11 protein-coding genes are annotated in these 13,223 nt (G+C 47.3%); 7 read left to right on the top strand and 4 right to left on the bottom strand.

Translation table 11 applies throughout. The features are described 5' to 3' along the window. Positions 1 to 687: 687 nt before the first annotated feature. From Q5866_RS04945 to Q5866_RS04935, 3 genes are read left to right on the top strand one after another with little or no spacing between them, the layout of a single operon-like run. A complete protein-coding gene (locus Q5866_RS04945) occupies positions 688 to 855 on the top strand; it encodes a hypothetical protein (protein WP_303179223.1) in 168 nt (55 codons plus the stop codon). Positions 856 to 858: 3 nt separating this feature from the next. Continuing rightward, positions 859 to 1,785: a hypothetical protein gene (locus Q5866_RS04940; protein ID WP_227215606.1), complete on the top strand. Its 927-nt coding sequence runs from the start codon at positions 859 to 861 to the stop codon at positions 1,783 to 1,785. Next, positions 1,782 to 1,958: a hypothetical protein gene (locus Q5866_RS04935; RefSeq protein ID WP_303179221.1), complete on the top strand. Its 177-nt coding sequence runs from the start codon at positions 1,782 to 1,784 to the stop codon at positions 1,956 to 1,958. The genes Q5866_RS04940 and Q5866_RS04935 overlap by 4 nt, the downstream gene beginning before the upstream one ends. Positions 1,959 to 1,977: 19 nt before the next feature. On the opposite strand, the gene Q5866_RS04930 is transcribed toward Q5866_RS04935, so the two are convergent. Further along, positions 1,978 to 3,138, bottom strand: coding sequence for a DUF4468 domain-containing protein (locus Q5866_RS04930; protein WP_303179219.1), 1,161 nt, complete (start codon positions 3,136 to 3,138; stop codon positions 1,978 to 1,980). Positions 3,139 to 3,985: 847 nt separating this feature from the next. On the opposite strand from Q5866_RS04930, the gene Q5866_RS04925 reads away from it, so the two are divergent. The 3 genes from Q5866_RS04925 to Q5866_RS04915 all read left to right on the top strand — a co-directional run bounded on the left by Q5866_RS04925 (position 3,986) and on the right by Q5866_RS04915 (position 9,203). After that, positions 3,986 to 7,189, top strand: a complete 3,204-nt coding sequence (locus Q5866_RS04925; protein ID WP_303179217.1) for a TonB-dependent receptor — start codon at positions 3,986 to 3,988, stop codon at positions 7,187 to 7,189. Between the two features lie 12 nt (positions 7,190 to 7,201). Then, positions 7,202 to 8,686, top strand: coding sequence for a RagB/SusD family nutrient uptake outer membrane protein (locus Q5866_RS04920; RefSeq protein ID WP_303179215.1), 1,485 nt, complete (start codon positions 7,202 to 7,204; stop codon positions 8,684 to 8,686). A 103-nt stretch (positions 8,687 to 8,789) separates the two neighbouring features. After that, a complete protein-coding gene (locus Q5866_RS04915) occupies positions 8,790 to 9,203 on the top strand; it encodes a hypothetical protein (protein ID WP_227215610.1) in 414 nt (137 codons plus the stop codon). Positions 9,204 to 9,479: 276 nt separating this feature from the next. Here the strand turns inward: Q5866_RS04915 and Q5866_RS04910 are convergent, their stop codons facing one another. The 3 genes from Q5866_RS04910 to Q5866_RS04900 all read right to left on the bottom strand — a co-directional run bounded on the left by Q5866_RS04910 (position 9,480) and on the right by Q5866_RS04900 (position 12,388). Next, entirely contained in the window at positions 9,480 to 10,076 is a 597-nt protein-coding gene (locus Q5866_RS04910; protein ID WP_303179213.1) for a YIP1 family protein, read from the bottom strand. Positions 10,077 to 10,078: 2 nt separating this feature from the next. Continuing rightward, positions 10,079 to 10,357, bottom strand: coding sequence for a DUF2089 family protein (locus Q5866_RS04905; protein ID WP_099292934.1), 279 nt, complete (start codon positions 10,355 to 10,357; stop codon positions 10,079 to 10,081). Positions 10,358 to 10,543: 186 nt separating this feature from the next. Next, positions 10,544 to 12,388 (bottom strand): biotin/lipoyl-containing protein, encoded by a 1,845-nt coding sequence (locus Q5866_RS04900; protein ID WP_099292932.1) that lies wholly within the window; start codon positions 12,386 to 12,388, stop codon positions 10,544 to 10,546. A gap of 205 nt (positions 12,389 to 12,593) precedes the next feature. On the opposite strand from Q5866_RS04900, the gene coaD reads away from it, so the two are divergent. Continuing rightward, positions 12,594 to 13,067 (top strand): pantetheine-phosphate adenylyltransferase, encoded by a 474-nt coding sequence (gene coaD / locus Q5866_RS04895; RefSeq protein WP_099292930.1) that lies wholly within the window; start codon positions 12,594 to 12,596, stop codon positions 13,065 to 13,067. Positions 13,068 to 13,223: the final 156 nt, after the last annotated feature.

The raw sequence follows: 13,223 nt of genomic DNA, 5'->3' as shown, positions 1-13,223 counted from the left end.
TTTTAGATTTTAGATCGAACTCCTCCGTCAGCTACGCTGCCAAGTGAGCCCGGAAGCCGGTCTCGAACCAGCTCACGCTCGGCAATCAGGAAGCAAGCTTCCCTATTGCCCTCGCTTACTCGCGGGTTTCCTCTATAAACAGAGGAGGAGCTGGAATACAGTCATGAACGCTAGAAAAATAACTTGTAACTTGCCGAAGGCAAATGCAACTTGCAACCTGCAACTCGCCGAAGGCGAATAATCTAATATTAGACTATATCCCTCCGGCAAACATTTAACTGCCGAGCTATCGGATTAACTAAATATATTGTCGTTATGTCGTTATTATAACCTGCCTATAGCAGGTTATGAGCAGGTTTTGAGCAGGTGATGGGCAGGTTATGAAGGTTCCTAGCCCTTTGGTGGCGCGGGTTTCGGGAGGGTAAAACGGGAAAAAAGGTGTAAGTGATTATAAAACAGAATGGTGTGATTTGTATTTATTTTAGGTAATATTGGATTAAAATTAAATAAGTATTATAAAAATAATTTAAAAACAAATGAATATTTTCTTTGTTTTGTAATCTAATTGTTTTAATATTGCATTACGATATCGTTTGAAAAAAGAAGGAAGACCCCAACGAGGCACCCCGGGGATCGGGTGTGACCGGTAGAACTAACACGACGTTTCATTATAAATAAAGAGAAAGTATGTACATGAAGAAATTGTTTCCTTGCTTGAAGAACATCCCTTGTTCCGGCAACGGCGTGTGGATCAGGCTCCCGGACGGCAGTATCGGGAAGTGGAACCTGTCGAAGGTAAACGCGACCTGCAACTCGCCGAAGGCGAAAAAAGAATTACGAACTAAAAAGAATTGAATTATGGCAAAAGGTAAATCAACCCTGTTTTGGGAATTGCGCCAGAGTATCGGTCAACACCGTTTCACCACGAGTTGGGACGGCGAGATAATCTCGGCGATGAAAGGTAAAAAGAACCCTGTTTACTCGAGCAAGGAGAAGCAGGAGGCACGTGACTTGCGTATAGCGGGTTACGGCGGTTGCGGGAAACTTACCCGCCCGTTGCTGGAAACGTTGCGGGTGAGCTTTCGCGAGCGCAAGAAGCGGGAATCGCCGATGAACGCTTTCATGCAGGCGAACGTAAAGACGCTCTGCACGGCGTCCCGCGACGCGTTGACGAAGAAAATCGTGCTGGAGTACGATTTCGGCGGGATGCAGGTGAGTGACGGCTCTCTGGACACGGCGAACGTGACGGCGACGGTGGACATGGACACGAACAAGGTGGCTTTCGTGCAGGTGGACGAGGTGATCCCCGGCGGGTTGGCGCGGGAGAACGACCGGGTGTACGCCTGCATGTTCACGGCGGGCGCGGAGGATCACAAGTCGATGCGCAGCCTGCGAGTGGATTTGCGTGACCGCGGCGAGGCGGGCTCGACATCGGCACTGATCCCGGCGGGCTGGAACAAGGCGGCGCTGTTCATCTACGCTTACGCCGTGTCCGCCGATGGCAAGTACTCGTCGCCCTCGACGCGGCTGTACCCGCCCCCCACGGCGGAGGAGCTCACGCTTGCCGAGGCGGTGGAGGCGTACGAGGCGGCACAGTTGCGGCTCGCCGTCCGCGAGGTGACCGCCACGCCCGAGGAGCGCGAGGCTATCACGCGGGCGAAAGCGGGCGTGAAGAAAGCAACCGCCGCCGCCGAGAAGGAAGCGGTGAAAGCGAAAAAGTCAGCTTTCGAGATAAAACTGGCGGGATTGGAGGCGGCAACGAGACAATTGAAAATTGAAAGTTGAAAATTGAAAATGATTTGTTCGCCTTCGGCGAGTTGCAAGTTGTTGAATCTAAAACAAACCGGAAAAGAAGCCGGGATACTGCCGAAGGTGGCGGTATCCCGGCTTTCCCGCTTCAGTGGCACTTTCATTTTCAATTTTCAATTAACTTGCCGCTCGCGGCGAATACAACCTGAAACTTGCCTTTGGCAAGTTTCATTTCACCCATACATTCAAGATCTCGCCGATAAACCTCTTGTGCATGGCTTTACCTGACCATTGTTTTTTGAGTTCGGGATCGGAGATGCCGTCGATGTTGATGGTCTGGGAAATCATTTTGCGACACTCGATAATCATCCATGCTTCCGAGAACGCTTTGCTGCCGGAAGGGGTGGTGACAGGGGTTAGTCCGGCTCCCTTTACTTTATCGGCATCCTTGCCGGAGTTGTGCCCGCAATAGTTCAGCGCTTCGCGGTACGTTTCGGTGTAGAACGTGAGCGTGTAGGTGTCGCCGTTATCCATCAGGTCATACGTGTAGCGTGCCGGGGAGATGAAACAGAAAGCCACGGGTTTGTTGTACAAGTATCCCAGTCCGCCCCAGCTTGCCGTCATGGGGTTGAATTTCTCGTTGTTCCCGCCCGTGATCAGCATCCAGTCTTCGGAAAGCATTTTGATGATGTTTCCGGGAATCTTGTCGGGAGCGATCCGCTTGTAACCTTGCAGGGCTTCACCCGACACGGGAGCGATGTTCTCCACCGCTTGGGCGGGAGGGGCTACTGCCGGGGGCGTGGGTACGTTTTGTGCTGTTGCGGGTTGCACGCCGAGGCTCTTTTCCGCACCCTCGAACAAGTTTTCCGCGAGATCGACAGTTTTGATACGGAATTTGGCAATTCGTTTGATCAGTTTTGTCCGGTCCTTGTTCATGGCTTGCTCATCGGTGATCCAATCTTCCGCCGCCAGACGGTCTTTGCTGTCTTCCGGGTAGAGATAATGGATGTTCGTGATTTCCATGACGCATTTGCCGGGAGAGCAAACGAAGTTCACCCGATAGTTGGTTTTTGCTCGGTCGAGAGAGAACGTTTTGTCGGCGAACACGAGATATTCGCTGCCGTAGCAAGCGATTTGCCCTTCTTCCTTGTTCGAGTACGCGACTTGTCCCCAGTTACCTTTATCCGTTTTAAACCGGGAGTTTGCCCATGCCGACACGGCATCGAAGATTTGGTCTTTGGACAAGTTAGGGGCTTTGATTTCTTTCTTGAACATCACTTTACCGTCCACCACGGGAACGGCGCCGGTCATGTATTTGCTGTCAACTTCTTCCTGCGCGAAAGCGAACGCGGGTAAGAGGCAAAAAATAAGTAAAAGACGCTTCATCATAGTATGTCAGATTTAATAAATATTTCAGTACGGGTATTGCCCCGTCAAATCGGGGGAAAACAATAGAAGCCGCTCTCAAAGTTAAAGAAATATTTTGTATTCCGGCGGGAGAAAGGGAATATTTAAGATTTATGATTTAAGATTTTAGATTGAAGATTGAAAAGATTCCCGAAGCAAGGCGGTATTCGAGCTCCTCCTCTGTTTATAGAGGAGGTGGCACGGAGTGCCGGAGGAGTTTATTGATTAAGTGATTCAATGATTGTCGATTCAATGATTAACGAAGCGTCGCTCGTGCGACCGGAATCATTCAATGTAAAATCGCTAAATCTACAATTAATAAACTCCCTCCCCCCTTCGGGGTATTGAGCCCGGAAACCGGTCTCGAACTGGCTCTCGTTCGACAGACAACGAGCAAGCTCTCAGTCTGTTCTCTCTTACTCGCCAGTTTCCCTCTATAAACAGAGGGAGAGCTGGAATACAGTCTTTAACGCTAGAAAAGCAACTTGTAACTTGCCGCTTGCGGCAAATGCAACCTGCAACTTGCAACTCGCCGAAGGCGAATATAACCTGCAACTCGCCGAAGGCGAAAACCGAAGTGTGGTATTTTTCCACAAAGTGCGGACGGGGATTCCTCATTTCCCACGTTTGTCCGTTCGGGTATGTTGTTGAGGTAAAGTCGATTGTTGCTTTTTGTTGTTTTCGGTATATTCTTTGAAAAATATTCAGGTATGGTTACTGTTTTCCGTGTGCATGAAGGTTAATAAAGTCGGGAGAAGTAGTTGGATTGACGGAAAAGGAGGAACAATGAATTTATGGAATAATTGATAAATAGAATATTGAAGATCGTATGGAAAAAGTTAAATTTACATTAGCCAATTCGTTTTTATGGATCTTTCTTTTCTCGGCTTTGCCTTTGACCTTATGTGCCCAAGACGATAAGGCCAAGGAATCGCAACGTACCATAAAAGGACGGGTTCTTGACGAGAACAGGGAACCCATGGCAGGAGTGCTCGTTTTGATTAAAGGAACTACAAGAGGTTCCGCCACGGATGACGAAGGGCAGTACACCTTGAATCTGATGCAACAGGATAGTTTGCTTGAATTCAGTTTCTTGGGATATGAAACAAGGACAATAAAATTGTCCTCTTCCCAGAAGACGGTGAACGTGACGTTGCGTCCTACCCGGATACGGATGGACGAAATCGTGGTCGTCGGGTTCGGAACACAGGCACGGGAAAAAGTAACCTCCGCTATCACTAAACTGCCCCCTTCGGCTTTGGAGAACGTGCCTTATACCAATCTCGCTTCGGCATTGCAAGGCAACGTTTCCGGGGTACAGGTGCAGAGTACGTCCGGACAACCCGGCGCGGCGCCGAGGGTGATTGTCCGGGGTGGTACTTCGATCAATAACATGAACGGGGCGGCACCTATTTATATCGTGGACGGGATCATTCGTACCGATCTTGCCGACTTGAACAGTAATGATATCGAGTCGCTTCAAGTATTGAAGGATGCCGCTTCCACCGCTATCTATGGGGCAAGAGCTTCCAACGGTGTGGTGATTGTCACCACGAAAAGCGGAAAGCCGGGCAAGATACAGGCTAATTATTCGTTCGGGTTGACAGTTTCCGAACCCGGGGAAAAATATGATCTGGCTTCCGGGCGGGAGTATATCGAGATGAACCGGAAAAGTATGCAGTACGCTTCCCGCTACAACGCCAGTGCTTTGGACCGTCTTAATTCGGCTCTCGGTTTCGGTACGGGAAACGATTTGACGAATAACACGGCTTACACGACGCAATACTTGACGGAAGCCAATAAACACAAGTTGAACGAGGGGTGGGAGAGTATGCCGGACCCGATTGATCCCTCGAAGACGATTATATTCAAGGATACGGATTTTCAGGATTTGATTTACCGTACGGCTTACACGTACTCGCATAACCTGACCGTTTCGGGTGGAAGCGATAAAGCTACGTTTTATGCCGGGTTAGGGTACATGGATAGCGAGGGAACGGTGATCACGACCAAGTACCGCCGTCTTTCTTTCAGCTTGAACGGCAGTCTTAAATTGCGGGACAATCTGAACGTGTCGGGGCGGATGATGTATACCACTTCAAGTAATAACGAGGTATATGACCTCGCTCAGATTTTTTACCGGGCGGCATCTTTGCCCCATACCGCGAAATACACGTACGAGGACGGAACGTTGGCACCGGGACAAAATCGCAGTATCGGTAATCCCGTTTACCATTTGAACAATGACAAGCGAAAGAACAGTAAGGATAACCTCTCTCTTTCTCTTGCCGCGGACTGGGAATTTCTCCCCGGTTTCAGGTTTACCCCCCAGTTGTCCATGTACAAGTACACCACGGACGGTTATTCCTTCATTCCGTCTTATTGGAACGGTTCCATGACATTTAACGATTCACGGGAAGCGAAAGGATATTACACGAAAACGTTGCAGGGACAAATGGATTTGGTGTTAGGGTATAATAAGCTGTTTGCCGACGCGCATAACGTGGACGTGAAAGCCGGGTTCTCCTATTTCGGGAGGGAGAAATCGACGTTGAATGCCGAGGGGCAAGGAGCGGCGACCGATTTGATTCCCACGTTGAACGCTTCCGCTTCGGCAAAAAGCGTGAAAGGGGATGAAAGCACGCAGGCGATAGCCGGATTCTTTGCCCGCATGAATTACGATTACAAGGACAGGTACCTGATTTCGCTGAGTGCCCGTTTCGATGGAGCGTCCAACTTGGGTGACGACCACAAGTGGGGATTTTTCCCCGGTGTATCCGTCGGTTGGAACGTGCATAACGAGAAATTCTGGGAGCCGTTGAGTTTTATCCAGTTGAAATTAAGAGGTAGTTACGGGGTGACGGGAAATATCAGCGGACTGGATGATTTTCAGGCACGGGGTACGTATGCCGTGGGAAAAATCTACGATGGAACTTCTGCCATCCAGAACACGGTCATCCCGAACTCGGAACTGAAATGGGAACAGTCCAAGACTTTTGACGTCGGTGCCGATATCGGGCTGTTCAACCAACGGGTGGGGATACTGTTTGATTACTATCGCCGGGTGACGGATAACTTGATCACTCAACTTTCATTGCCGCCTTCTACCGGGTTTGCCAATATTTACACGAACTTGGGACGCTTGGAAAACAAGGGATTCGAGTTGGAAGTGAACGCTAATATCCTTCCGGGATGGAGTGCCGTGCAATGGACTATGGCAGCCACGGTCACGAACACGAAACACAAGATATTGAAGTTGCCGGAGAATGGGGCCGAGAATAACCGTATCGGCGGGGAATACGTGTGGGTACCTTCCCGGGGTGAATACGCTTGGGTAGGCGGTTTGCAGGAAGGCGGACGTGTCGGTGATATTTACGGTCACGTGATTGAAGGTGTGTACGCTACTGACGCGGAGGCTCAGGCAGACCCGACCGTGAATACCATGATTCCGGGTAATGACAAGACTAAATACGGCGGTTACTCCATATTCCGGGATGTGGACGGTGACGGACAGATTGATTCCAAGGATAAAGTATATTTGGGAAACTACTATCCCAAGTGGACGGGAGGATTCTCTAGCAAACTCTCGTTCCGTAGATTTACCTTCTCGTTCCGTTTCGACTACACGCTGGGACACAAGATATATAATTATGCAGCCCGCTTTATGAACAATAACTCGCAAGGCGACGGAAATCTCACGAAAAACATGGCGGTAAATTCATGGAAAGAACAAGGGGATGATGCTTCAATGCCTTGTTACATCTGGAATAGTGCTTACAATCACCCGGAGAGAGCTAATATTTACGTGGAGAAGGGGGATTTCCTTTGTTTGCGCGAGATATCTTTGAGTTACGAGTTCCCGAGAAGGTGGCTGCGGAAAGTGGGACTTGCCGGAGTACGTATGCACGTGACGGGGAATAACCTTCACTATTTCACGAATTATTCGGGATTGAACCCGGAAGAGGGCGGACAAGATAACGGGCGTTATCCTATTCCGAAAAACATTATTACAGGAGTATCTATCACATTTTAAATGAATCGAGCCATGTGTAAATTGAAAAGACAAATAATTCATATAGCCATGGGAGTGAGTATGGGACTTGCCATGGGGGCGTGTGACATACTGGATGTTGATCCCACGAGTGTTATCACGGCTGACTCTTTCTGGAAAACCGAATCGGACGCGGAGGGCGGATTGGCGGGAATGTACGTGTTCCTGCGGGATAATACCACGGATAATATGTTTATCTGGGGAGAGATGCGAAGCGAAACGCTGGAATCGGAGGCTATCGTGGGGGATAATTACAAGAAATACAGGGATAATGACTTGAGTGCAAGTTTCGGACCCACGTGGGAAAAATTCTATGCCACGGTGAACGCGGCAAATTTGCTTCTGACAAAGGTACCGGAAATCCCTTTCACTGACGAGTCCGAACGTAACCTGATACTGGCACAAGCCCATGCCACGCGGGCATTCGTGTATTTCACCATGGTGAAGATATGGGGCGGAGTGCCCCTGCGGACGGAAGCAATGGAGGGGTACGATCCCGCGAAAGTGCAGAAAGCAAGGGCAACCGAGGAGGAGTTGTTTACCTTTATCAAGGATGATATTGAAGATGCTTTGGGATTATTTCCCTCGACGGCTTTCGAAACAGGCAGAAACCATTGGTCTAAAGCGGCAACTTACGCGTTGAAAGCGGATGTTTATCTTTGGACGGCACGCCGTAAGAACGGTGGCGAAACCGATTACCGCACGGCCTTGGGAGCCTGCGAGGAAGTGCAGAAAATCGCCGGAATCCGTCTTCTGCCGGAGTTTAAAGACGTGTTCGCTTACGAGAATAAAGGGAATGACGAAATCTTGATGGCTGTCAATTACAAGTTGAACGAGGCGGATAATAATTATTTTGACATGATGCATATTTCTCCGGCTACTATTTCTCCTGATATTGAACCGGAGATACTGGAAATTATCGGTGCCGGGGGCGGATTGATGGAACAATCACCGTCCAAACATTTGCGGGAACAGTATGCACCGGACGATAGCCGGAAAGACGCTACTTTTCTTGAAATATACAAGACGGTAGAGGGTGAGCGGAAGTATTACGGGACCATGGCTATGAAAGGACGAGGGACGGTGGTTTCGGGAGTCCGCTATTTCGTGGACGATATTATCCTTTACCGTTATGCCGATGTGTTACTGATGAAAGCGGAGGCGAAGAACGGGTTGGGCGAAGACCCGACCGACGAGATGAAAGAAGTCCGGGAACGTGCCTACGGCGAGAAGTACGCCGACCACGCGTTCGTGAACGGTACTCCTGCGGAAAACGATGCTGCCATTTTGCAGGAACGGTTGTTGGAATTTGCTTTTGAATGTAAGCGTTGGTGGGATTTGGTACGCTTCGATAAAGCATTCGAATTGGTACCCTCTCTCGTGGGACGTGACAATCCGGATTTGCTTTATTTCCCTATTCCCAACAGTGTGTTGAGTCTTGAACCGCTTGTTGAACCTAATCCGGGTTGGCCGATGTAATAGAAAAAGGTTCTGCCTTTGACGAATAGGTCGGAAGTTCTTTTGAACTTTCGACCTATTTTCATACTTTAGCGCATTGAAATAAAAGAAAAAAGATGTAATCATGAATAATGAGTTGCTTGAAAGATTAAAGACCGAATACGGGGAAGAGGACGACGTGATCCAATTGTACGAGGAATGGGGCGAAACGCCCTATTTACAAGAGATATTTCAAATTCTGGATCGACAAAATTCCGATTGGACTCTGGAACGGGAATTGGGTAGTTGGGCAGCTGAATTTATACTGGATATATTGCAGGAACACGAGGAAGAATTGGAAAATTTATCCGTGGAAGATCGTGGGAAATTATTCGAGGAGGAGATTGACGAACGCTATGCCGATTTCAAAAGTTGTCGCCAATTCGCTCGTGTAAACAATCTTTCTATACAATTCGAGGAAGACGAGGATACCGATTGTCAAGACTTGGATGAGTATATTGCCGAGGACGGAGAGGAAATAGGTTTTCCCCGGTATTAAACTCCCTCCCCCCTCCGGGGTATTGAGTCCGAAACGGACTCGAACTGGCTCTCGTTCGACAGACAACGAGCAAGCTCTCTGTCATTTCTCTCTTACTCGCCAGTTTCCCTCTATAAACAGAGGAAGAGCTGAATTACTCACCGTCTTCGGGATGAGTCACCAGCTCCTCCTCTGTTTATAGAGGAGGTGGCAGCGAAGCTGACGGAGGAGTTTTTAGAAAAAATGACTTTTGCCTCCCTCATCGAAACCGTAATAATAAGATAAACTAAGGTGTGATTACGAATTATAGCATAAGTTGATTAACATCCGGCAAATCAAATCACCCCCTGTAATAGCGATAGCGTAGAGTATTCCCAGACGATAGCCTTTCAAGTTGCACGACACCCGTAGCGCGTGAAACATCCATATCAGTACCCAAACAAAGAAAATCAGGGAAAATAAAGAGAACCATACGCCTTTTATAAATTCCGGTTGTGCAAGTAATTCCTGTATGGATAGAGCGTTCGGGTTGAGTTGTGTCATAAACCGGAGCGAAGGTATAAAGTAGAAAAGGTTCATGATAATGAAAGGCAATTGAGCGAATGCCACAGTTCCCAAGACATCGACAATACGGATGCGGGAGCGAGAAAGTAATAATCCCCCGAGGTAAAACAGAATGGCAGGAATAAGCCATATCACCAGATGTTCGGCGGCGAAGCACCACCATGCCGGATTGGGTGCCCAACCAAAGTGTAATAGCCCGTGATAATGTAATCCGGTGGAATAGGAGAGTAAGGTGGCAAGCACAATACCGAGGAAACCCCATCCTAATGCCGAGTAGCCGGCTATTCGTGCGAAAGGATTGAACAATAAATTGAGTCGTTGTTTTTTCATAGCTATTCCATTTTATTTAGTTTGTCAATCAGATCATCCAGTACGTTGCGCACCGTGGGGTAACTGACTCCCATGTTTTTTGCCATGTCTTTCAAGCTGCCGCTGGACTTTATGAAAGCAATGGCAAATTGTTGTTCGTTTTCCGTCAGTCTGGCTAATACCGGTAGCTCGAATGAACCGCACACTTCCGTGTCACATTCTTCACAAAAGAGTCGTCCGACCTTTAGCGTGGAGTCGCATGCCGGACATCTTAGGGGTAATCGTTTCTTTGATGTATTCATAATACGGATTATTATTTGCAACAAAGGTAATTAAATAATCAATATTATGAATGTATAAATGAATAAAATTAATATCTTGTTTTATTTTATTTATTTGAAGTGAGATGAACGTTCTTCAAGGGGGGGGAGGGTATTAAACAAAAAAAGGAGCTATTGCAGCTCCTTTTCCAGTATTTGAATCTTTAATCAAATTTCGATTTCGATCAATTTAGCTCCGGCGCTAACCGATTTACCTTCTTGGGTAAGAATACGTTTTACTCTACCGTTATAATCGGATGTTATGTTGTTTTCCATCTTCATGGCTTCGAGTACAAGTACGTTCTGACCTTTGGATACGGTATCTCCGGGTTTTACCAGAATCTTGAAAATATTTCCCGGCATAGGTGCTTCTACTACTTTTCCGGTAATAGGCTCGTCTTTTTGAACATCTTCTTTTTGTTGTGCTTGTCCTTCTTTATGGGTTGCTTGGTAGCGGGCTTCTTTCTGTTTCGTCAAGAAGGTTTTAGCTACAGCGGGGAAAAGTTCCAACAAAAGAACTTCTTTCTCGTTCTCGGCAAGTTTTACGCCACCAAATTCTGTCAACACGGGATTTTCCTGCATTTGATATTTGGAAGTGTCATACGGGATTTCCTCGCGAGTTCCGGCAATTTTCAGACGGAATTCCGGATCTACCGGAACGGGAGTTTTTCCGTATTCCCCTTTCACTAACGCGACGAATTGATTAGACGTGTTGGAATACATCGGTTTTCCGTTCTTCACGTCCAAAGCACAGTTCACGGCTTGAGCACCCACGATCTGGCTGGTCGGGGTTACTAGAGGAGGAAGACCTGCTGCTAAACGAACAGTCGGTATCAACTTCATGGCATCCTCGAGGATATCCATAGAATTCAATTGTTTCAATTGGGCTACCATGTTGGTGTACATACCACCGGGAACCTCGGCTTTTTTCACGAGCTCGTTCGGTTTCGGGAAGTTGAAGTATGCCTCGATAGCGTGGCAAGCTTGTAACAATGCTTCTTCGTTGTTGTTCTTGGCAGCGGCGATAGCGTCGTCGAATAGCTTGTCTATGTTAGCAGGAAGCGTGTCCGTGAGCGGGTTGAACGGATTCGGGAATTGTTTAACGGCGTCGAACGCTTCCAACTCTTTCCGGATGTTGTACAACTCTTTATTGATTTTGGCAACGGCTTCCATGTTTACATCCATTTCTATGCCTAATTTCTGGCAGAAGATATAAATCAACTCGATAGCCGGAGCGGCAGGACCACCCGCGAAGTTCCAGATATTGGTATCCACGATATCTACCCCGTGCACGATAGCGGAAAGTACGGCTCCAAGTCCGTAGCCGGGAGTACAGTGGGTATGGAAGTCTACCGGGATTTTCAGGTTTTTCTTGAAAAGCGGAAGTAATTCGGCGATACGTGCCGGGTTAATCAGACCACTCATATCCTTGATCGTGATCATGTCAGCCCCGAGAGCTTCCATTTCTTTTGCTTTATTCAAGAAGTACTCGTCCGTGAACACGGGTTCCGGGTTCTTTTTACCTTTCAACTTATCCATCAGGCTAAGTTTCGGGTATTTCGGGTCAATCGTGTAACAAACCGCACAATCAGCCATACCACCGTATTTCTTCACGTATTTGATGGTCGATTTCACGTTGTTCACGTCGTTCAAAGCATCGAAAATACGCATGATTCCTAAACCGGACTCGATGGCGTTTTTACAGAAGCCTTCGATAATTTCGTCGGTATAGGGAGCGTAACCGAACAGGTTACGACCTCTTGACAAGGCGGTCAGTTTGGAAACATCACCTACAACGGCTTTGATTTTTTCCAGACGATCCCACGGGTTCTCGTTCAAGTAACGCATCACGGAGTCGGGTACTGCACCACCCCATACTTCCATCGCGTAGAATTTTGCGTCTTTGTAGAAAGGTAACACGCGGTCTACTTGGTTTTGATTCATTCTAGTCGCGAATGAAGATTGTTGACCATCTCTCAATGTCAAATCTCTAATGAGTAATTTTCGTGCCATGTTTTATAAGAATTTAATTGTTATGTGTTTATTCTATTTTAATGCTTCAAATCTATTCAAAAAAAAAGAGTTTTCCTAATAATACTCATGAAAAATCAAAGAAAAACTAACAAATTTTTGGATAATTGACAAAGATGATTTTAATTTGTAACTTGAGATCGGATGTTTTACTTCTAAACATCGGAAGAATTATAAATAATACGTCATGGAAAAAATTGCTGTGTTTCCGGGATCCTTTGATCCGTTTACGGTTGGTCACGAGGAGATCGTGAGAAGAGGGTTGAAAATTTTCGATAAAATCATTGTTGCTGTCGGTATTAACGCTGTAAAGCAGGAGTTCTTGGATGTCGATACACGTATCGCTATTATTGAGAAAGTCTTCAAAGACGTGAAAGAAGTAAGCGTGATGAGTTATTCCGGGTTGACTGTTGATTTTTGCGAGCAGCAGAATGCCGGTTTTATCATCCGGGGACTGCGCACGGCTGCCGACTTCGAGTACGAGCGTGCCGTGGGACAGATTAACAAGGCGATGGATTCTAATGTGGAGACCGTATTCTTGCTGACGTCGCCCGAACATACTTTTATCAGTTCCACGATCGTTCGGGATATATTCATGAATGGCGGAGACGCGACTAAATTCCTGCCTTCAAATATTACCACCGAAGATTTACGGCAATAAGGAGGTTGCGGATTTTGGATTTAATGATTTTGGATTTTAGATTGAGTTTCGGGGAGAACTCGATCCGGGGTGTGTTTGGCTGTTGTCGGTTACATATGTTTTAAATTATACATATTGCTAACCTGATTATAGGGTAATGCTCTATCTTCTTCGTGG

It is taken from the genome of uncultured Butyricimonas sp. (genome assembly GCF_959596855.1).
Lineage (GTDB): Bacteria > Bacteroidota > Bacteroidia > Bacteroidales > Marinifilaceae > Butyricimonas > Butyricimonas muris.
Note: the sequence above shows the minus strand (reverse complement) of the source record. Positions and strands in the feature narration are given on the sequence as shown.